Below are 21,905 nucleotides of genomic sequence, written 5' to 3'. Positions count from 1 at the left end.
AGAACTATCCTTGCGACGGTGCTGCGGCAAACAGGGCCCAGGCCAGGCGCAAGGCGCCCATGCCGTCCACCAGTTGACGAGAGTGTTCGGCCAGGGAATGGCGGCGCTGAACGTCGTCCAGCAGCCCCATCACCGACTGGCGAAGGGCCTGTGAGCTGACATCGGCGGCTTCGCCCAGGTACACGTGGGCGCCCGCCACCGCCATCAGTTCGGCGTTGGCCTGCTGGTTATGGGCCACGGCCAGGCAAATGGTCGGCATGCCCACGGCCGCGCGCTCCCAGGTGGTGCCGCCACCGGCGCCGATGAACAGGTCGGCGGTGGCCATCAGCGCCGGGAAATCCTCGACGAAGCTGTGCAGGGCCCAGTTCGGCCGCGTGGCCACGTAGGCTTGCAGGTGGGCCCAGTCCGGGTTGTTGTGGCCGGCGATGAAGTCCACTTCAAGGCCGGTGAGGCCTTCAAGGGCGACCATGGCCTTGAGCGTATTGCCGTTGAAATCGAAACCGCCGAAGTTGACCAGCACGCGCTGCACGTGCGGGCGGATCGACACTCGCAGGGCCTCGTAGGCCGAGCCCAGCAAGGCATGACGCGGGCCAAAATAGGTGTTGCAGTCAGGCGTCAGCAGGCCGGCGTAGGCCTCGGCGCTGGCCGTCAGGTTCTGGTCCAGCAGCAGGTCGGCGCTGTGCTCGCGATTGGCCAGGTCATCGATGGCCATGATCCGCGGCGCGTAGGCCCGCGCGGCGGTTTCCCAGCGCGCATCGAGGCCGTAGTGGTCGACGATGACCCAGTCGAACTGGCCGACGTTTTTCAACGCCTCGATATCGTCCTGCCACGGCAGCAGCGCTTCGATGTCGCAGCTGCTGGCGCCAGGCTTCATGGCATAGGTGTTCCAGCCCTCGGCCGACAGGTTCACCAGGCGGTGGCCGGGCAGCGTCAGGCTGGCGAACGTGACCTGGGCACCCTGCTTGCGCAGACAGTGGGCCAGGGTCAGGCAACGGGCGATATGGCCACTGCCGATGGTGTGCGAAGCGTCGGCACGGATCAGCACCTTCACGGGTTCAACTCCCCAGCCGCCTTGAGGGCGGCAAACATGTATTCGGCGCGACGCCAGTCTTCCGGCGTGTCGATGTCCTGCACACGGTGGCGCGGCAGCATGATCGGCAGGCTGTGCCCAGCGAACATGGGCAGGCCCTGCAACCAGGCCTGGCGGCGCCCCCAGTAAAACTGCCCGGCGTCATGCCAGGCGGGCGTCAGGTCCTGGGAGCGAACCTGACTGAATTCGGGATACAACGCGGCGACACCGCCCTGCCCGTCCAACTGCAAGGCACGCTGGACCGCGAAGGCGTAACTGCACACCGAGAACGCAAAACACTTGTCGTCATTGCCCTGCAAGGCGGCCAGCCCCTGCTGCAGGTCGGCAGCCGTGAGCATAGGCGCTGTAGCATAGATGCAGCAGGCCAGGTCGTGGGCGGTGCCCAAGGCCTGCAAGGCGTGCTGCACCACCGCCGTGGTACCGGTGTGATGATCGGCCAGGCTGGCAGGCCGGCGGAACGGCACCTGCGCGCCGTGGGCACGGGCCACCTCGGCGATTTCATCGTCGTCGGTGCTCACCACCACCTCGTCGAACAACCCGCTGCCCAAGGCCGCACGGATGGACCAGGCAATGATCGGCACGCCGTCGAACAACTTGAGGTTTTTGCGTGGGATACGCTGGCTGCCACCACGGGCGGGGATGATCGCCACCGCGCTCATGGGCACACAATCCCTTTCAGGGTAGCAACGACCTGGTCCTGCTCGGCATCCGTCATGGCGGCGAACAGCGGCAGGCTGATGGCCTGGCTGTAATACTGCTCGGCCTCGGGGAAGTCGCCCAGGGCGAAGCCCATGTCCCGGTAATAAGGTTGCAGGTGCACGGGGATGTAGTGCAGTTGCACGCCGATACCGGCAGCACGCAGCGCCTCGAACACCTCGCGATGGCCCAGGGCGATGCGCGGCAGGTTCAGGCGCACCACATACAGGTGCCATGCCGATTGGGCGCCCGCCTGCACGCCGGGCAGGTTCACCGGCAAGTCGGCCAGCAAGCGTGCATAGCGCGCCGCCAGTTGCCGGCGGCGGGCCACGAAACGGTCCAGCTTGTGCAGCTGCGACAGGCCCAGGGCCGCCTGCATGTCGGTCATGCGGTAATTGAAGCCCAGCTCCACCTGCTGGTAGTACCAGGGGCCGTGGCTGGGTTCATCCATGTCCACTGCATCGCGGGTCATGCCGTGGCTGCGCAGGCGCTTGAGGCGCGCGGCCAGTTCCGGGCTGTTGGTCAGCACCATGCCCCCCTCGCCGGTGGTGATGATTTTCACCGGGTGGAAGCTGAACACGGTCATTTGCGCGAATTCGCCACAACCCACCGGGCGCCCTTCGTAGCGCGCGCCCACGGCGTGGGACGCGTCCTCGATCAGGCAGAAGCCGTAGCGCTCGGCCAATTGGGCGATGGCGCGCATGTCGCAACTCTGGCCGGCGAAGGCCACGGCCACCACGACCTTGGGCAGGCGCCCCTGCTGCTCGGCCATCGCCAGCTTCTGCGCCAGTTTGTCGGCGTCCAGGTTCAGGGTGCCGGGGTCGATGTCGACGAAGTCCACCTGGGCGCCGCAATAGCGGCCACAGTTGGCCGAGGCCAGGAAGGTGTTGGGCGAGGTCCACAGCCAGTCGCCCTCGCCCAGGCCCGCCGCCAGGCAGGCGATGTGCAGGGCGGCCGTGGCGTTGCACACCGCCACACCGTGACCGGCGTGGCAATATTGCGCCATGGCGCTTTCGAAGCGCTCAAGGGCAGGCCCCTGGGTCAGCCAGTCCGACTGCAGCACCTGCACCACGGCGTCGATGTCGGCGGCGTCAATGCTTTGCCGACCGTACGGAATCACGGCTTGAGTTCCGCGTGCAGGGCAGCGATCTGCTGTACATCGAGGAACTGCGGGTTGATGTCGGAGCGGTATTCGAAGTCCTCGCTCACCGGCCGGCCGCGCTCGCCCAGGCCATCCAGGGCAAAGTCCAGGTCGGTGTGGGTGAAGCGGATCGACGGCTGGATGGTGTAGTGGTCGTCGAATTCCAGGGTGGCGCGGGCGTCGTCCAGCGGCACCATCAGCTCGTGCAGCTTTTCACCTGGGCGGATGCCCACCAGGGTCTGCGGCAACTCGGGGGCCATGGCCGTGGCCAGGTCGACGATGCGGATCGACGGGATTTTCGGCACGAAGATCTCGCCGCCGTGCATGCGGGCGAAATTGTCGAGCACGAACTGCACGCCGTGGTCCAAGGTGATCCAGAAGCGCGTCATGCGCGGGTCGGTGATCGGCAGCTCGCGGGCCTTTTCACTGATCAGCTTGCTGAAGAACGGCACCACCGAGCCACGCGAGCCGGCGACGTTGCCGTAGCGCACCACGGCAAAACGGGTTTGCTGGTCACCGGCAATGTTGTTGGCGGCCACGAACAGCTTGTCCGACAGCAGCTTGGTGGCGCCGTACAGGTTGATCGGGCTGGCGGCCTTGTCGGTGGACAGGGCGATGACCTTCTTCACGCCATTGTCGATGGCCGCGGCAATCACGTTCTCGGCGCCGTTGACGTTGGTGCGGATGCATTCGGTGGGGTTGTATTCCGCCGCCGGCACTTGCTTTAGGGCGGCAGCGTGGATCACGTAATCGATGCCGCGCATGGCCACGCGCAGGCGCTCGGCGTCGCGCACGTCACCAATGAAGTAGCGCATGCACGGGGCGTTGAAGCTCTGCTGCATCTCGTACTGCTTGAGCTCGTCGCGGGAAAACACCACCACGCGCTTGGGCTGGTACTGCTCAAGCAGGCGACGAATGAAATTGCGACCGAAGGAACCGGTACCGCCGGTGATGAAGAGGGATTTGCCGTTGAACATGCACAGGTTCCTTAGATCAGGCGGCCGCCGGGGGACGGTTTTCTGACCCGGGCCGCGGATTCCGTGATGTTGAGCAAAATGCAGGCCATGTCGCCCCACCATTGCGTAACCGCTGCCGAAGGCTGCGCTGGCCCTGTGCCTCTCGCTGCAGATCTGCGGGGTTCACGCTGGCCAGCGCAGCCTGGCGGCAGCGGCTACAGGCGGAGCGTAGCCGCTGCCGAAGGCTGCGCTGGCCCTGTGCTTCGCTGTAGATCTGTGGGGTTCACGCCGGCCAGCGCAGCCTGGCGGCAGCGGCTACAGGCGGACCGTAGCTGCTGCCGAAGGCTGCGCTGGCCCTGTGCGTCGCTGTAGATCTGTGGGGTTCACGCTGGCCAGCGCAGCCTGGCGGCAGCGGCTACAGGCGGACCGTAGCCGCTGCCGAAGGCTGCGCGGGCCCTGTGCCTCGCTGTAGATCTGTGGGGGTTCACGCGGGCCAGCGCAGCCTGGCGGCAGCGGCTACAGGCAGACCGTAGCCGCTGCCGAAGGCTGCGCTGGCCCTGTGCTTCGCTGTAGATCTGTGGGGGTTCACGCCGGCCAGCGCAGCCTGGCGGCAGCGGCTACAGGCGGACCGTAGCCGCTGCCGAAGGCTGCGCTGGCCCTGTGCTTCGCTGTAATCTGTGGGGGTTCACGCCGGCCAGCGCAGCCTGGTGGCAGCGGCTAGAAGCGGTGCTTTGTATCGGATGTTTTTCTTTACGCATGTATTTGGCAGAGAAATTGCTGTTACGCCTCTGTCGACGCCTGGCGTCCGTTTATTGACGGCCCCCCACGCGCGCAGGACCTTCCGTGGAGCGCCAGCACAATCATGTCCAAAGTCATCCCCGTTACCAGCCCGCTTCTGCCTCCGCTGGAAGAATTCATCCCGTACCTGGAAGAAATCTGGCAAACGCGCCGCCTGACCAACGCCGGCCCGTTCCACCAGCAGTTGGAAAAGGCCCTGGCAGACTACCTGGGCGTGGAGCACCTGTGCCTGTTCGCCAACGGCACCCTGGCACTGGTGACCGCGCTGCAGGCGCTGCGCATTACCGGCGAGGTCATTACCACCCCGTATTCGTTCGTGGCCACCACCCATTCGCTGCTGTGGAATGACCTCAAGCCCGTGTTCGTCGACATCGATCCGGTCACCTGCAACCTGGACCCTGCCAGCATCGAGAAGGCCATCACGCCCGCCACCAGCGCCATCCTGCCGGTGCATTGCTACGGCACGCCGTGTGATGTGGAGGCCATCCAGACCATCGCCGACAACTACGGCCTGAAAGTCATCTACGACGCCGCCCACTGTTTCGGCGTACGCCAGAACGGCACCAGCGTGCTGCGCCACGGTGACCTGTCGATCCTCAGCTTCCACGCCACCAAGGTGTTCAACACCTTCGAAGGCGGCGCCATCGTGTGCCCCGACGCCAAGACCAAGAAGCGCATCGACTACCTGAAAAACTTCGGTTTCGCCGACGAAGTGACGGTGGTGGCGCCCGGCATCAACGGCAAGATGAGCGAAATCAACGCCGCCTTCGGCATGCTGCAACTGCGCCACATCGATGACGCCCTGGCGCGCCGCAAGCTGATCGACCAGGCCTACCGCCAGGGCCTGGAAGGCGTGCAGGGCATCCGCCTGATGCAGCGCCGCACCGACCTGACCGCCAACTATTCGTACCTGCCGATTTTCATCGACAGCGACTACCCGCTCAGCCGCGACCAGGTCTACGACCTGATGCGCGACCACGACATTCTGGCCCGTCGCTACTTCTACCCGCTGATCAGCGAATTCCCCATGTACCGCGGCCTGCCGTCCGCCGCCGGCGAATTGCTGCCGGTTGCAGAAAAAACCTCACGCCAAGTGCTGTGCCTGCCGATATATCCTGATCTGGCCCAGGAAGTGGTGGACACCATCTGCCACTTGCTGCGCCATCACGCACAGCCAACGGGAGTGCCGCGATGAACGTTCGTCAGGTCCTGGTGTTTCCGGCCGGTACCGAAATCGGCCTGGAGATTTTCCACGCCTTGCAATACTGCAAGGAAGTCCGGATCCACGGCGCCGGGCAGCCCATCAGCAACCCGGCGCAGCTGGTGTACCCCGACTACCACCCGCTGCCCAGCATCCACGAAGAGGGCTGGCTGCCGGCGCTGGTCAAGCTGTGCAAGCAGCTGAAGATCGACTACATCTTCCCCGCCTACGACGACGCCATCATTGCCCTGCATGAGGTGGCCGACAAGCTGCCGGCGGTCATCGTCGGCGCCAGCCCCGAGGTGTGCCGGCTGACCCGGCGCAAGTCCAGCACGTATGAGCGCCTGCGTGACACCGTGCAGGTGCCGCAGGTGTTCAAGCACGCCGAACAGGTCGAAAGCTTCCCGGTGTTCGTCAAGCCGGACCGTGGCCAAGGCAGCCAGGGCATCGCCCGCTGCGATGACGCCGCCGCCCTGCAACGCGCCTGCGCCGCCCTGCCCGACCCGCTGATCTGCCAGTACCTGCCCGGCGAAGAATTCACCGTGGACTGCTTCTCCGATCGCGAGCGCGGCCTGCTGTATGCCTCGGCGCGCCGCCGCCTGCGCATCCGCAACGGCATCGCCGTCAACAGCGTCACCGAAGAATTGCCCCAGGCCCAGGCCATGGCCCAGCGCATCAGCGACGAACTGAAGATGCGCGGCGCCTGGTTCTTCCAGGTCAAGCGCGCCGCCGACGGTGCCCTGACCCTGCTGGAAGTGGCCCCACGCATTGCCGGCAGCATGTCCACCAACCGCGTGCGCGGGGTGAACTTCGCTCTGCTGAGCATTTACGAGCAGGAACGTGCGCCGGTGGGCATCCTGGCCTACGAAGGCTGCGTGGAAGTGGACCGCGCCCTGGGCAACCGCTACCGCCATGACGTGCAGTACTCCACCCTGTACGTGGACCTGGACGACACGCTGATTTTCCGCGAGCAGGTCAACACCCAGGTGGTGAGCCTGGTGTACCGCGCCCTCAACCTGGGCCGCACGGTGAAGCTGATCACCCGCCACCGCCATGACCTGGCCGCTACCCTTGCGCGCTTTCGCCTGGCCGGCCTGTTCGACGAGATCATCCACATTACCGACGGCCAGCCGAAGTCGGCGTTTATCCGCGAGAGCGACGCCATCCTGGTGGACGACAGCTACGCCGAGCGCCTGGAAGTGTCGCGCAGCCGCGGTATCCATACCTTCGACTGCAGCATGATCGAAATGCTGCTGACCAGCCCAGAACCGTAAGGACGGCGCCATGACCACGGTAATCACTTACGGCACGTTCGACCTGTTCCATGTCGGCCACGTCCACCTGCTGCGCCGCCTCAAGGGCCTGGGCGACCGCCTGGTGGTGGGCTGCTCCACCGATGAGTTCAACCACCAGAAGGGCAAGAAATCCATCGCCCCCTATGCCCAGCGGGTCGAGATCCTCAAGTCGGTGCGCTACGTGGACCACGTGATCCCGGAAACCCACTGGGACCAGAAGCGCAGCGACATCCTGCGCGAAGGCGCGCACATCTTCGCCATCGGTGATGACTGGGCGGGCAAGTTCGACGACCTCAGCGACATCTGCCAGGTGGTGTACCTGCCGCGCACCCGCGACATTTCCTCGACCGAAATCCGCCGCCTGGCCCAGGCCCTGCACGCTGACCAGATGCTGGAATTGCAGCGCGCGGTGGATCAGCTGCAACGGGTCGTGGACCAGCTGCAATCTCGATAAACAGACAAAGCAATACCGGGCTATGGAGCGTTGAATGCGTAAACTGGTTGCGGACCTGGTGGTACTTCCGCTGTGGCGCCTGATTGACCGCTGTGTGAGCAAGAAGCCACAGCGCTGGGGGTTTTGTGTCCATCACCTGAAATCCGATCAGTTCGTGGAAAACGCCCGCGCGGTGTTCGAGGCCGTGAAAGCCGACCCTGCGCTGGAGAAAATCATCTTCACCCGTGGCGTACCCGTGACCTTCACCCTGGAAGGGGCGGTGAACACGCGCATCGTCGACCTGCAGACCCTTACCGGGCTGTTCGTGCTGTGGCGCTGCAAGGTGCTGCTGGTGACCCACTCAGTGTCCATGGACCTGTCCATGCGCTGGCCACCGCGCCAGTTCAGCGTGGTACGCCCGGCACTCAAGCCGCGCACCATCATCAACCTGTGGCACGGCATCCCGCTCAAGAAGCTGCTGGCCCTGGCCAACGATGAAGTGCGCAAGCACACCGACCGCGTGGCCTTCCGGCGCATCGAGCGCTCGCACTACGCCGGGCTGATCACCTCGTCGGCCATCGACAGCCACGCCATGGCCACCATGTTCCACCCCATCACCTATGACCGCGTGTGGGTGACCGGCCTGCCGCGCAGCGACTTCCTGGTGATGCCACGCCCGCAACTGCCCGCCTACCTGCGCGACGGCCTGGAACGCATCGAGCGCCTCAAGGGCGACAAAACCCTGATCGTCTACGCCCCCACCTACCGTCAGGTCAGCGTGGCGGGTGCGGCGTATTACCAGTTCAGCGAACAGGAAGCCCAGGCCATCCGCGCCCTGCTGGCCCGCCACAACGCCATCCTGGGCATCCGCCTGCACTACTTCAAGAACGCCGCCGAGGTATTCAACATCGAGCAACTGATCGACGGCCAGAACATCGTCGAGCTGGACCACCAGCAGTACCCCGACATTGCCTGCGTGCTGCGCGCAGCAGACCTGGTGGTGACCGACTATTCCAGCGTGTACATCGATGCGCTGTACCTGGACAAACCGGTGTTCAGCTTCGCCTATGACCTTGAGCACTACCAGCAACAGCAGGACGGCGTGCTGTACGACCTGGACCTGGTGTTCCCCGGCCCCGTGGTGGGCAGCTCCGACGCCCTGCTACAGGCCCTGGACCAGGAACTGCGCGCGCCTGCGCAAGTGGACAGCGACCGCTACCGCATGGCCCGCAAACTGTTTTTCGCCCACACCGACGCCGGCAACTGCCAGCGCGTGATCGAACGCATCAGACAACTGGCTTGATCCCAGACAACTTCTCAACAGGTGGATAACTCATGGCCGGTCGGCTTCATCGCAAACCCGGGTTCCCGTACTACATCACCGCGCCCGACTACCGCGAAACCTCTGCCGGTATCCAGGTGTTGCACTACCTGTGCCACGCCCTCAACCTGCAAGGCCACGACGCCTGGGTGACGGGCTGCAGCAAGGTCAACCCGGACCTCAAGACGCCGATCCTCACCGAGGGTATCCGCCAGCAGCACCAGCGCGACGGCCGCACGCCGATTGCCGTGTACGCCGAGGTGTACCCCGGCAACATCCTCAACACCCCGGTGTGCGTGCGCTACATGCTCAACCGCGAAGGCGCCCTGGGCCCTGGCTCGGTGGAAGCCGGCCCGGATGATCTGTTCTTCTACTTCCGCCCCGAGTTCTACCAGGGCGCTGCGGATGAATCGGTCAACGTGCTGACGCTGCCGTCCACCGACATGAACCTGTTCGCCCCCGACGACAGCCGGGTGCGCACCAGCAACTACCTGTACCTGCACCGCCTGCCCGCCGAAGCGGTGAACTACGCCCAGCTGCCTGACGACATCCAGCTGCTGTCGATGGACAGCCCGCTGACCCTGCAACAGCTGGCCCACGCCTTCAAGGGCGCCAAGGCGCTGTACACCTACGAAGCCGGTTCGACCTGCACCAAGGCGCTGCTCAGCGGCTGCCCGGTGGTGGCCCTGCGCGCGCCTGGCCATGAACACCTGGCCGCCACGCAGAAGACCGCCGACGACCTGGGCGGCGGTTTCGCCTGGGACGACAGCGACGCCAGCCTGGAGCGGGCCCGCGCCGAATTGCCGGGCATGCGCGCCTACCAACTGGGCATCGAAGACATTTTCTGGGACCAGTTGGACGAGTTCGTGCGCCTGACCCAGGCCCGCGCCGCCGCCGAGAACAGCCGCGACAGCGGTTCGATCAGCGACTGGCTGGCCAGCCGCGCGCCGGTGAAAAGCCATGCCGCGCTGATCGACGAGCACCTGCAACAGCATCGCCAGGACGGCCGCCTGGGCATCGTCATCATCGACCGCGAGGGCAACCTGGAGCCAGTGATCCAGACCCTGCAAAGCCTGGACAGCGACACCGCGCATTACGACAACCTGGGCGTCATGGTGCTGACACCGCTGACCCTGGACCCACAGCACTCCAACGCCGACCTGCAATTCGTCACCTACACCCCGGGGCAGTTGGAGCAGACCCTCAACGCACGCCTGGGCGCGTTTGACTGCGCCTGGTTCATGCGCGTTGAGGCCGGCGTGCGCTTCTTGCCCGCAGGCCTGCAGACCATGGCCCTGGAGCTGCTGGCCGCACCGGGTTGCCGCGCCATTTATGGCGACGAGTTCTACCGCGTCGGCGCCAGCGACATGAACAGCGCCTACCGCCCCGGCTTCAACCTGGACTATCTGCTCAGCGCCCCGGCACACATGAGCCGTCACTGGTTGTGGAACAAGGCCTGTGTGCAGGCCATGGGCGGTTTCGAACATGAGTGCGGCAGCGCCAGCGAATTGGCGATGATCCTGCGCCTGGTGGAAAGCGAAGGCCTGGCTGGCCTTGGCCACGTCAACGAACCGATCCTGGTGGCCGACACGCCCAGCAGCGCCGCCGACCCGCACGTGGAAGCGTTGCTGCACCGTCACCTGCAAGCGCGCGGCTATGCCCAGGCGCGGGTGGCAGCCCTTGCCGACGGCCATTACCGCATTCTCTACAACCTGCCGCACCACTCGCGCAGCACGGTGATGGTGCTGGCCGACCAGCCGCTGGCGCTGTTGCAGCGCTGCCTGAACAGCTTGCTGGAAGTGACCGCCAACCCGGACTTCGACGTGGTGATGGTGAACGTCGCCGGTACCAGCGAGTCCACCCGCGCGTGGCTGGCCACCCTGGGTCGCGACTATGATTCGCGCGTGTGGGTGGCGTCCCATGCGCAGTTGCCAGCGGTAGCGGCGCTCAATGCCACCGCGGCCACATTGACCAACGATTACCTGGTGATGCTGGCCGGCAACACGCTGATCGAACAGCCACAATGGCTGGATAACCTGATCAACCACGCGGTGCGTGGCGAAGTGGCGGTGGTGGGGCCCAAGCTGGTCGACAGCCAAGGCCGCTGCCAGAGTGCCGGGTTGATCCTGGGCCTGGACGACATCGCCGGCCCTGCGTTTTTCAACGAACCGAGCGATGCGCGCGGATACCTGGACCGCCTGCTGGTGGACCAGAACTACAGCGCCGTGAGCGGCGACTGCCTGATGATGCGCCGCGAGGTGTTCAATCAGCTGGGTGGCCTGGACAATGCGCTGAGCCTGAGCGCGGCCACCCTGGACCTGTGCCTGCGCAGCCTGCAGGCCGGTTGCCTGACGGTCTGGACCCCGTTCGCCCACGTGACGCTGCTCGACAGCGTACAACCGCTGCCCTCGGCCGCCGCCGAAGAAGCGGCGCGCCTGGAGCGTCGCACCCTGCAACAGCGCTGGCTGCCCCTGCTGGCGGACGACCCGGCCTACAACCAGAACCTGCGCCTGGACCGTGGCGGCTTCCGCCCCGACTACCGCTTCAGCCGCGAATGGCGCCGTATCGGCCAGGCGCTGCTGCCGCGCGTACTGTGCCAGACCGCGGTCAGTGGCGAAGAGCAGATCACCCAGCAAGTGTTCAAGGCCCTGCAGGATAGCCAGCGCCTGGAAGGCGTGGTGTGCCAGCCGATGCTCAGCGCGCTGGAACTGCAGCGCTTTGCGCCGGACAGCATCGTTTACTCACTGTCGCTGACCGACCCGCTGCGCATCGCACAGATCGAAGAACAGGCCGTGGTGCCGGCGCTACGGGTGGTGGACTTGAGCCAGAGCATCGCCCAGGCGCTGGACCAGGGGCTGGATCTGAAGGGTTACATCGCAGCGATCATGCCGCAGTTGCAGGCCGTGGCGCCGCTGGTGGATCGGCTGGTGATCCCGGATGCCGAAGCGGCGGAGGCGTTGCGGGCGGTGCATAAGGATGTGCGGCAGTGGCATACGCCGGATTTGGAGAATATCGCGCGGCATTGGTTGGTGGCCTGACTGTAGCCGCTGCCGCCAGGCTGCGCTGGCCGGTGTGAACACTGGAGATTTTCAGTGAGCCGCAGGACAAGCGCAGCCTATCGGCAGCGGCTACAGCGCGGTAACTGTCTTGAGACCGCGTCGTCTGCATCGCGACTAAAGTCGGCTCCTACGCCGCACGTGGTAGGAGCCGGCCTTGGCCGCGATGCAGGCAACGCAATGCATCCCGTAGCCGCTGCCGCCAGGCTGCGCTGGCCGGTGTAAACACTGGAGATTTTCAGTGAGGCACAGGGCCAGCGCAGCCTATCGGCAGCGGCTACAGCGCTGTAACTGTCTTGAGACCGCGTCGTCTGCATCGCGACTAAAGTCGGCTCCTACGCGGTCCGTGGTAGGAGCCGGCCTTGGCCGCGATGCAGGCAACGCAATGCATCCTGTAGCCGCTGCCGCCAGGCTGCGCTGGCCGGTGTGAGCACTGGAGATTTTCAGTGGGGCACAGGGCCAGCGCAGCCTATCGGCAGCGGCTACAGCGCTGTAACTGTCTTGAGACCGCGTCGTCTGCATCGCGACTAAAGTCGGCTCCTACGCCGTCCGTGGTAGGAGCTGGCCTTGGCCGCGATGCAGGCAACGCAATGCATCCTGTAGCCGCTGCCGCCAGGCTGCGCTGGCCGGTGTGAGCACTGGAGATTTTCAGTGGGGCACAGGGCCAGCGCAGCCTATCGGCAGCGGCTACAGCGCTGTAACTGTCTTGAGACCGCGTCGTCTGCATCGCGACTAAAGTCGGCTCCTACGCCGTCCGTGGTAGGAGCTGGCCTTGGCCGCGATGCAGGCAACGCAATGCATCCTGTAGCCGCTGCCGCCAGGCTGCGCTGGGCGGTGTGAGCACTGGAGATTTTCAGTGAGGTACAGGGCCAGCGCAGCCTATCGGCAGCGGCTACAGCGCTGTAACTGTCTTGAGACCGCGTCGTCTGCATCGCGACTAAAGTCGGCTCCTACGCCGGCCGTGGTAGGAGCCGGCCTTGGCCGCGATGCAGGCAACGCGATGCATCCTGTAGCCGCTGCCGCCAGGCTGCGCTGGGCGGTGTGAGCACTGGAGATTTTCAGTGGGGCACAGGGCCAGCGCAGCCTATCGGCAGCGGCTACAGCGCTGTAACTGTCTTGAGACCGCGTCGTCTGCATCGCGACTAAAGTCGGCTCCTACGCGGTCCGTGGTAGGAGCCGGCCTTGGCCGCGATGCAGGCAACGCAATGCATCCTGTAGCCGCTGCCGCCAGGCTGCGCTGGGCGGTGTGAGCACTGGAGATATCCAGCGAGGCACAGGGCCAGCGCAGCCTATCGGCAGCGGCTACAGGGTTAGGCGGGCATCCAAGCCTTCAACCAACTCCCCAACGCCGCGCCATCAAACATGAAGTCGCGCTGCACCGCCGCCCTCAACTCATCCCCCATCCGCGCACTGGCATCCAGGTCCGCCAGGTGCATGCGGATCGCTTCCAGCCACTCGTGGGTGCTGTTGGTCTTCACCGAGGTCACCGGGAAGTCGCCGCGGTAGCTGCGGGTGTCGGTGCACACCACGGGGTAGCCGCAGGCGCCGTATTCGAGCAGGCGCAGGTTGCTCTTGCAGTCGTTGAAGATGTGCTGTTCCAGCGGCGCCAGGGCCAGGTCCAGGTTGAGGCTGGCCATTTTCTGCGGGTACAGTTCCAGCGGTACGGCGGCGTGGTATTCGTGCACGTAGGGGCGCAGTTCGTCCGGGCACATGCCCAAAAATACCCATTCCACTTCGTCCGCCAGGGCTTTGACCACGTCCTTGATCAACAGCAGATCGCCGGTGTGGCTGGTGCCACCGCCCCAGCCCACGCGTGGCTTGCGGCCTACGCGGCGCTGGCTGGTCAGGTGGCGCCAGCGGTCAGGCGGCAGCATGTTGGGCACCACCACGATGTCGTGGTGCATGCTGGACATGGCGTCGGCCAGGGAGTCGGTGGACACCACCAGACGGTCGCACAGCCCTACCCCGCGCTGTAGGGTTTCGCGGATGTCGCGGTGCAGGTAGCGGCGGTGTTCGTTTTGCTCCGGCACGTCCAGCAGGTAGTCGTCCAGCTCGAAGATGCGGAAGGCCTTGGAGAACTCCTTGACCTGGGCGATGCCGTCCACGGGACCGGCACTGTAGCGGCCCTGGAAGACGATGCTGTCCGGCGCGATGCGTTCGATTTCCAGGATCGACGGCGTGCCGAAGTTGACCTGGTGCGTGGCCAGGCCAGCCTTGGCCAGTTCGGCCAGCGGCTGGATGACGCGGTAGTGCCCCACCGCACCCTTGTTGATCGGCAGGCCCAGCACGAACGGCAGCGTGTGCCGGGCAAACGGCTGCCAGCCATGGCGCAGGCCAACGTTCATGGTGAAGCTGGCGCCCATCAGGCTCAGGTTCTTGTTGTAAGCAGGGTCGCGGGCCAACTTGGGCAGCCAGCGGTTGAAAGCGGCGCGCTGGGTCTGGCGCCAGTCCAGCAGGGCTTCGCTGTCGGGCACCTGCTCCTGGCGGCGCACCATCAGTGCGGCGAACGGCGTCCACACCACCAGGTAGCCCTGCTCGCCCACGCGCAGGCACAGGTCGACATCGGCAAAGCCGTGGGCCAGGTCACCTTCGGCCAGGCCATCGAGTTCCAGGAACAGCTGCTTGTCGATCAGCAGGCATTGCTGGCTGACGGCGCTGTAGTTCTGCACCACTTGCAGACGGTGCAGGTAACCGGCAGCCGTCGCCGGCTCGCCGACGAATACCGAACCCACGGCGCCCCGCAGGCCCAGCACCAGACCCGCGTGCTCGACGCTGCCGTCCGGGCCTTGCAGGCGCGCGCCCACCACGCCGACTTCATGGCGGCGGGCATGGCCGAGCATTTCGTCCAGCCAGCCAGCGTCGAGCACCACGCAGTCCTGACTCAGGGTCAGCAGGTACTCGCCACGGGCATCGCGGGCGCCCAGGTTGACCAGCGCCGACAGGCTGCTGGCCGCCGGTGCCTGGAGCACGCGCAGCTTGGCGCCGCCAATCTCGGCCATGGCTTGCAGCCAGTCACGCACATCGGCTTTTTCATCGGCCGGGGTCACCACCACCACTTCGAACTGGGTGTAGGCGGTACGCGCCAGCAGGCTTTCCAGGCAGTCCTGCAAACCGCGCAGGCGGCCTTGGCTGGCGACGACGACGCTGACCAGCGGTTGGCCGACGTGCCGGTATTGAATGCGGTTGACCAGGCGGATGTCGGCCTGGCCGATGTCGAAGTCCAGCGCCAAGCGCTTGAGGTGGCGCGCCACCATCGGCGCGTTGCCTTCGCGCACACTGGGCTCGCCCAGCCAGGACGGGAAGTGCTGGCGGGCATGCAGCAGCACTTCACCGATGTGTTCGATGGCGTGCGGGCCACGGTTTTCCACCAGGCGGAAAATCAGGTCGTGGGGGCTGAGCTCGATCAGGCCCGGGGCAAAGCCGCCGTGCTCGATAAAGGCCTCGCGGCTGAACGCCAGGCCACGGCCCACGTAGGGGTAGCTGCGCAACAGGTCGAGGTTGAAGTCGGGGCGGAACACCGGCGCGCGATGGCCGTCGGCTTCCAGGGCATCTTCGTCCCAGTAGCAGGCCTGCATGGCATCGCGCTCGGCGATGCGTTCGGCCAGCAGCAGCAAGGCATGGGCGGTCAGTTCGTCACCGGCGCGCAGCAGGCAGAACCAGTCGTAGCCGTCCAGTTCGCGCAGCATGCTGTTGAGCTGCAGCGGCCAGTCGGCATTGAGCGGCATGCTCAAGGTGTTGCCGACGATGGTCGGCTCGGTGGCGGTGGCCGACATCACCAGGATGGCTTCCGGCGACCAGGTCTGCGCCGCCAGGCTGTCGAGGGTGGCCTGCAGGCTGCCGTCGCCACGGTGGTCGATGATCACCGGGATGATCTTGGCCTGGCGTGCCCAGCCGTCGACCCGGGCGGGCAGTTGCTGCAGTTGCGCCGGGGTGAAGTCGCGGCATTGCAGCCATTGCTCGTAGACCGCGTCGTAGTCGTCGCAGTTGACGCCCACGTGGTCGAACATGGTGTCGGCCTGCACGCCAAACATGCGGCCCAGCCCCACCTCTTCCCAGGCCGCGGCGGTGGCGTTCAGTGCATGGTGGCGTACGCCGCCGATCTTTTCGGCACGCTCACCTTCACGTCCACTCAGGAACTGCACCATGGCCTGGTATTCACCCTGGCGGGCAATCTCCAGGTCGGCGATGGCGGCCAGGCGCAGCGGCTTGAGGCGCTCCACCGCCAGGTATTTGTCGACAATGCCCAGGTCGCCCTTGCACAGCAGGCAGCAATACAGCATCAGGTCGAGCATGGCCTCGAACGGCGCCTCGCTGACGGTCAGTGCAGGCATCAGCGGGGCCACGTCGGCACGGCGCAGCAGCACGCTGCTCAGGCCGCCGATGAAGTTGACCGGCCATACCTCGAACATGCTCAGCAGGTCGCTGCCCTTGAAGCGCGTGTCGCCGGCGATGAAACCGGAGTTCTCCATGCGGTTGGGCATGATGCGGTTGCCAGGGTCGGACAGGTAGTGCTGGCTGCTGGCGACGCTGATATCCGGGTTGCGCACCAGCACGTCTGCCAGCAGCGGCGTGTGCTCGGGCATCAGCCAGTCTTCGTCGAACAGCACCTTGATGAACTCGCCCTGGGCCAGGCCGACGCAGGCATTGATCGTGGCGTTGAGGCCCAGCGCCTGCTGGTTGGCCACGTAGCGCAGGCTGACATGGGCCGGCAGGTTCTGGCGGGTGGTTTCAACGGCCTGGCGAATCTCGCTGCCCTGGGTGTCGTCGCACACCACCACGTCCAGGCGCGGATAGTTCTGAGCCACGGCGCTGTTCAGCGCCCGGGGGAAATTCTTGGGGTCCAGGGCGGGGATGACGATGCTGACAAGCGGGGTGGTGTTCATGCCTCAAGACTCAACATTCAGCGGCCGCGCAGCGACCAGGCTTCGGAAAAAGGTGCGGGAAAAAATGCGGCGCCAGGCTCGGCCCCGTGAAGGGCCGCGAATGGCGCCGCGAAAAACTGGCTCATGGCTCAGATCTTGTTGAACAGGCTCAACTGGGCGATCTTCGCGAAAGCGGCCTGGGACGCCTCCAGCATGGTCTGCTGCAACGTCAGGTTGATCGAGGCGGTGGCCATGTCGGTGTCGCCGATGTCCGACTGGGTGGTCTTGTTCGCCAGGCTCAACGAGGTGTTCTCGGTGGTCTGAATGGTGATGGCATTGCCGGTGGCGCCGATCACGCCGCGGGCGATGCCCACCTGCTCACTGGCCTCGGACAGGTTGGCGATGGCCGAGGTGACCGAGTTCTGCAGCGCCAGCAGCTTGGTGTTGTCACCGTTGATGGGCGTGTTCATCGCCGTGGCCAACTGCGACAGGGTGTCGAGCACGTTCTGGGTCTTGTGGGCGTTGACCGAGACCTGGAAGGTGTCACCGGCAGCGGGCGTGCCACTGACGTCGAAGGTGGCACCGGCTGCCGAGATCGAGGTGTCGCCGCTGGCCATGGTGCCGGTGGCGATGGCCTTGCTGTCGGTGGTGTAGGGCTGGGCGTACACCGAGTAGTCGTTGGCGCTGGTGAACTTGATCACCGCCCCCGAGCTTGGGAAGGTGCTGGTGTAGGTCGCCGCGTTAGTCACCGAGCCGCTGGTGAGCTGTGCCGTAGAGGTGTTGCCGGAGCTGCGCGACGGGGTCAGCGTGTCCGGGGTGCTGGCCAGGGTGATCACGTGGCCAGCGGTGGTGCCGCTGTTGGCGGTGTCCACCTTGAGGGTGAAATCCACGCCGCGCAGGCTGAACTGGGTGCCGCCTTCGGTGGTCGGGCTGAAGGTGCCGTTGCCGGTCACTTCCGAGGTAATGTCGTTGCCCGAGGCGTCGGTGATCGCGTACTGGGTGTCACTGGTGAAGGTGACGGTGTACGGCTCGCCGGCGGTGAAGGATTTGTTGTAGGTGGCTTCCGAATCCATCTGGCCCGGGGAGATCGACACCTTGTTGTCGTTCACCGCAGGCGAGGTGACGGTGGAGCTGGTACGGCTGGTGTTGGTGGCCTGCTCGAACGCGGTGTAACCGGTGACGCCGGTGGGCAGGCTCAGGGTGTCGGACACCTGCACGCTCAGGGCGGTCTGGTCGCCCTGGTAGGTGTAGCTGCCGTCGCTGTTCTTCACGTACGGCGGCGTGGTGCTCTTGGAGCCGGAGAACATGTAGTTGCCCGAGGCGTCCTTGGTGTTGAGCAGGCCCAGCACCTGGTCTTGCAGCTGGCTGATCTCGGCGCCGATGGACTGGCGGTCGGCGTCGGTGAGCGAGCCGTCGCCGGCGTTCACCGCCAGTTCCTGGGCGCGCACCAGCGCGTTGTTGATCGAGTTCAACACGCTTTCCTGGTTGTTCAGCGAGTTGGTGGCGGTGCTCATGTTGGTGCTGTACTGGGTCAGCAGCGAGCTTTGCTGTTGCAGTTGCAGCAGCTTGGCCGCGCCCACCGGGTCGTCGCCGGCGGTCTTGATGCGCACGCCGGAGCTGATCTGCTCCTGGGTCTTGGCCGTGGCCGAGAACGCCGAGGAGTAGTTGGCCGCGCTGGTCTCGAAGTATTGAGAAGTGGAAATACGCATGGTCGACTAACCCTCAGAGTGCGTTGAGCAAGGTGGTAAAGGTGTCTTGGGCCGTCTTGATGATTTGCGAGGCGGCGGTGTAGTACTGCTGGTATTTGACCAGTGCAGCCGCTTCGTCATCCAGGTTGACGCCCGAAACCGAGTCGCGGTTGGCCTTGGCCGTGGTCAGCACCGTGGAGGTGGCGCTGGCGTCGGTGACTGCCTGCGACGCCTGCGCACCCACGCCGGACACCAGCGAGGCGTAGGCGGTGGTGAAGCTGACGCCGCCGGTGGCCGAGCCGGTGCCGACGGTGGACGTGGTCTGCAGACCCAGCAGCGCGGTGGCGTTGCGGTTGTCCGAAGAGCCGGCGGTGGTCAGCGCCACGCTGTAGCTGTCGTTGGTGGCCGGCGTGCCGCTGACCGTGGTGGAGAAGGTGAAGCTCATCGGGTTGCCGTCACTGTCGTTCATGACGGTGCCGGTGCTGTCGAGCATCGGTACGCTGATGCTCAGGTCATTGGATGAGCCCGGCACGATGGTGCCGGTGCCGATGTTATTGCCCTTGGCGTCATAGACGGTGTAGCTCTGGGTGCCGCTGGACGCCGCGCCGAACACCAGCTTGACCGGCGCGGAGTTGTCCAGCGCGGTCTGCATGGTGGACTTGGAGGTGCTGTCGTAGATGTCCACGGCCGTGGTCAACACCGGCTGGGTGAAGGTGCCGGTGCCCGAGTTGCTGCTGCTGGCCGTACCGGTCAGCGTGCCCGACAGTGCCAGCGTGCTGGAGTCGGTCATGGTGGTGGTGATGGCACTGGCCGCGTTGCGGGTCGGGGTGACCTTGAAGCTGTCACCGGCGCTGACCGCGCTGCCACTCAGGGCCAGGGTGAAGCCGTCGATCACCGGCGCCGGGGTGGTGCTCAGGTCGTAGCTGCCCATGTTGGTGCCGTCCGAACGCGTCACGCTGTAGGCCGTGGCGCTGGTGAACGTCACCTGGTAGTCGTCATTGGTCAACGTGCCGGTGTCGGCGATGGTCACGTTGAGGTTGCCCGAGCCTGCGCTGTTGTTGGACGAGGCCAGGCTGCGCTGGCTGATGGCCGTGGAGCTGTTGATGCTGGAGAACAGGTTGGAACCCAGGTCACCGTTGCTGTCCAGGCCCTGGCCCAGCTGGGAGTTGATGCTGTCGGACACGGTCAGGGCGATCTGGCCCAGGGTGTTCTGCGCCGGCACCAGCACGTCGCTGCGATAGCGCAGCAGGCCGCCGATGGAGCCACCGGTAACCACCGAGGTCACGTCGGTGCTGTAGTTGCCGTAGTTGACGCTCAGCGCGTACTGGGATTTGTCGGTGGTGCTGGGCGCCGCCGTCAGGGTGTTGGCGGTGTTGCCGCTGACCAGCGCCTGGCCGGTGCCCAGGTACACATCGTAGCCGCCGTTGCTGTTGGTCTGAACGGTCACGCCGACCAGTTCATTGAGCGAGCGCACGGCTTCGTTGCGCGCATCCAGCAGGCTGTTGGGGGTGTTGCCCGAAGCCGACGCCGTGGTGATCTGCTGGTTCAGCGAGGCGATCTGCTTGGTGATGTCGTTCACCTGGCCAGCCAAAGTGCTCAACTGCGAGTTGATGCCTTCGTTCTGCGAAGTGATCTGCGACGAAATCGAGTTGAAACGGTTGCTCAGGGTCTGTGCAGCGGTGACCAGCAACTGGCGCGACGAGGTGTCGCTGGGGTTGCTGGACGCGGTCTGCAGGGCCGAGAAGAAACTGGTCAGGGTCGAGCTGATGCCGGTGGCGCTGTCGGACAGCAGGCTGTCCAGGCTGGCGACGTTGTCGCTGTAGGTAGCGGCGTCGGCGCTCAGGGCCGTGGTGGTCTGCAGCTGCGAGTCCATGTAGCTGTTGTAGATGCGGCGCACGTCGGAAATGGTGGTACCGGTGCCGACAAAGCCCACGCCCACGTTCTGCATGGCAGACGACACGGACAGGGCCGACTCTCGCGAATAGCCAGCCGTCGAAACGTTGGTGATGTTGTTACTGGTGACCGTCAAAGCCGTCTGGCTGGCGTTAAGCCCGGAAAGCCCGATTGAAATCAGTGACATGATTCAAAACCTTATAAATGGGTGGAGGCACTGCCCAGCGCGTAGTTCTGGTAGCCCTTCATCTGCCTGGCTATCTGCGAAATCTTGCTGGCGTAGTCCGGGTCAGTTGCGTACCCGGCCTTCTGCAACTCTTTTACAAACTGTTCTGGGTTATCGGCCGACTTCACCACAGCTTGATAGCGATCGTTGTTCTGCAACAGGCTGACCAGATCGTGGAAGCTGTCGGCGTAGGAATCGTAGGAGCGGAACTGCGCCGTCTCCTTGACCATCTTGCCGTTGCGGAACTCGCTGGTGATGGCGCGTGCCTGATCGCCCTGCCAATTGCCGCTGGCCTTGATGCCGAACAGGTTGTGGCTGCTCTTGCCACTGTCGTCGCGCATGACCGAGCGGCCCCAGCCGGTTTCCAGTGCCGCCTGGGCCACCAGCACGCTGGGGTCCACGCCAATGCGCGCGGCGGCGTCCTTGGCCAGGGGCAACATGGTGGCGACGAAATCGTCGGCCGTGCTGAAGGCTTTCTTGGCCGGCGCCAGCGGTGGCTGGGCCACGCTGCGGCCGATGATGCGAATGTCGCCGCTGGCAATGGCCGCCTGGGCCGATTGCCATTCGCCGCCGTTGTCGGCGCTGTCGTCGGCGTCGATGGCGGCGGTTTGCGCAGCACTGGTGGCAGTGTTGACCTTGATGCCGTTGCGCGCCAGCGCCTGGGTGGCCGCGGCCGTGCCCTCGGTGCTGGCCGCCGTGGACGGCACGATGCCGGCCATGATGCGATCGGCCAGTTTGCTGGGCAGCGACAGGCGACGCTGGTTGAGCATCGCCACGTCGTTGCTGTGGGCGCTGCCGGCGGCGTTGTTCAGCGCGTGCTTGAGGTCGGCCGCGGTGTTGCGCCCACCGTTGAGCGTGGACAGCGCCGGGGCGTTGTGCGCGAACGGGTTCTCGCCGGTGTGCTGCACGCCCTTGTTCTTGGACAGCTGACGCATCAGCACGTCCTGCAGGCCGATGCCGTTGCCCTGCTTGGACAAGGTCACGGCCAGCTGCTGGTCGTACATGGACTGATACTGCTTGGTGGTTTCGGTGTTCATCGGGTTGTCCTTGCCCAACACATCGTTGGCAGAACGCATCGACTTGAGCATCTCACCGACGAACAGCGACTCGAACTCCTGCGCCACCTTCTTCAGGTTGGCGTCGCTGTCCTTGTCGCCGGTCTTCAGCGCATTCAGGCGATTGAGGTCCGTGTAGGCCCCGGAATCGACCGGGGCGCTGACGCCACCCTTTGGCATATCCATGGTCCGCT

13 protein-coding genes are annotated in these 21,905 nt (G+C 65.3%); 5 read left to right on the top strand and 8 right to left on the bottom strand.

The window, feature by feature from the left end; all coding sequences use genetic code 11:
• Nucleotides 1-4 precede the first annotated feature (4 nt).
• Genes pseG through pseB form a run of 4 tightly spaced genes read right to left on the bottom strand, consistent with a single transcriptional unit; the run spans nt 5 to nt 3,904 of the window.
• Complete coding sequence (gene pseG, locus ACZ9GA_RS04365) at nt 5-1,051, bottom strand: UDP-2,4-diacetamido-2,4,6-trideoxy-beta-L-altropyranose hydrolase (protein WP_457356881.1); 1,047 nt, start codon at nt 1,049-1,051, stop codon at nt 5-7.
• On the bottom strand, nt 1,048-1,749 hold the full coding sequence (gene pseF / locus ACZ9GA_RS04360; protein ID WP_457356882.1) for a pseudaminic acid cytidylyltransferase: 702 nt from the start codon (nt 1,747-1,749) through the stop codon (nt 1,048-1,050). The genes pseG and pseF overlap by 4 nt, the downstream gene beginning before the upstream one ends.
• Nucleotides 1,746-2,906 carry a UDP-4-amino-4,6-dideoxy-N-acetyl-beta-L-altrosamine transaminase gene (gene pseC / locus ACZ9GA_RS04355; protein ID WP_457356883.1) on the bottom strand — a complete coding sequence of 387 codons (1,161 nt, stop codon included), beginning with the start codon at nt 2,904-2,906 and terminating at the stop codon, nt 1,746-1,748. Before pseC ends, pseF begins: the two co-directional genes overlap by 4 nt.
• A complete protein-coding gene (gene pseB / locus ACZ9GA_RS04350; protein ID WP_457356884.1) occupies nt 2,903-3,904 on the bottom strand; it encodes a UDP-N-acetylglucosamine 4,6-dehydratase (inverting) in 1,002 nt (333 codons plus the stop codon). The genes pseC and pseB overlap by 4 nt, the downstream gene beginning before the upstream one ends.
• Nucleotides 3,905-4,745: 841 nt before the next feature.
• Between pseB and vioA the strand changes: the two genes are divergently transcribed.
• The 5 genes from vioA to ACZ9GA_RS04325 are packed head-to-tail and all read left to right on the top strand — an operon-like array spanning nt 4,746 to nt 11,969.
• Nucleotides 4,746-5,876, top strand: a complete 1,131-nt coding sequence (gene vioA, locus ACZ9GA_RS04345; RefSeq protein WP_457356885.1) for a dTDP-4-amino-4,6-dideoxy-D-glucose aminotransferase VioA — start codon at nt 4,746-4,748, stop codon at nt 5,874-5,876.
• Complete coding sequence (locus ACZ9GA_RS04340; protein WP_457356886.1) at nt 5,873-7,156, top strand: ATP-grasp domain-containing protein; 1,284 nt, start codon at nt 5,873-5,875, stop codon at nt 7,154-7,156. Before vioA ends, ACZ9GA_RS04340 begins: the two co-directional genes overlap by 4 nt.
• Nucleotides 7,157-7,166: 10 nt before the next feature.
• Nucleotides 7,167-7,631, top strand: a complete 465-nt coding sequence (locus ACZ9GA_RS04335; protein WP_457356887.1) for an adenylyltransferase/cytidyltransferase family protein — start codon at nt 7,167-7,169, stop codon at nt 7,629-7,631.
• 34 nt (nt 7,632-7,665) lie between these two features.
• Nucleotides 7,666-8,913, top strand: a complete 1,248-nt coding sequence (locus ACZ9GA_RS04330) for a CDP-glycerol glycerophosphotransferase family protein (RefSeq protein ID WP_457356888.1) — start codon at nt 7,666-7,668, stop codon at nt 8,911-8,913.
• A gap of 32 nt (nt 8,914-8,945) precedes the next feature.
• Nucleotides 8,946-11,969: a glycosyltransferase gene (locus tag ACZ9GA_RS04325; protein ID WP_457356889.1), complete on the top strand. Its 3,024-nt coding sequence runs from the start codon at nt 8,946-8,948 to the stop codon at nt 11,967-11,969.
• Nucleotides 11,970-13,297: 1,328 nt separating this feature from the next.
• Here ACZ9GA_RS04325 and ACZ9GA_RS04320 read toward each other — a convergent pair.
• From ACZ9GA_RS04320 to flgJ, 4 genes are all read right to left on the bottom strand, one after another.
• The gene (locus tag ACZ9GA_RS04320; protein WP_457356890.1) at nt 13,298-16,870 is read right to left on the bottom strand and encodes a glycosyltransferase; all 3,573 of its coding nucleotides are present in this window, start codon (nt 16,868-16,870) and stop codon (nt 13,298-13,300) included.
• A 128-nt stretch (nt 16,871-16,998) separates the two neighbouring features.
• On the bottom strand, nt 16,999-18,558 hold the full coding sequence (locus ACZ9GA_RS04315) for a flagellar hook-associated protein 3 (protein ID WP_457356891.1): 1,560 nt from the start codon (nt 18,556-18,558) through the stop codon (nt 16,999-17,001).
• A 13-nt stretch (nt 18,559-18,571) separates the two neighbouring features.
• Nucleotides 18,572-20,617, bottom strand: a complete 2,046-nt coding sequence (flgK, locus tag ACZ9GA_RS04310) for a flagellar hook-associated protein FlgK (RefSeq protein ID WP_457356892.1) — start codon at nt 20,615-20,617, stop codon at nt 18,572-18,574.
• Nucleotides 20,618-20,628: 11 nt separating this feature from the next.
• On the bottom strand, nt 20,629-21,897 hold the full coding sequence (gene flgJ, locus ACZ9GA_RS04305; RefSeq protein ID WP_457356893.1) for a flagellar assembly peptidoglycan hydrolase FlgJ: 1,269 nt from the start codon (nt 21,895-21,897) through the stop codon (nt 20,629-20,631).
• Between the last annotated feature and the right edge of the window lie 8 nt (nt 21,898-21,905).

Source organism: Pseudomonas sp. TE3644 (genome assembly GCF_056278815.1).
Note: the sequence above shows the minus strand (reverse complement) of the source record. Positions and strands in the feature narration are given on the sequence as shown.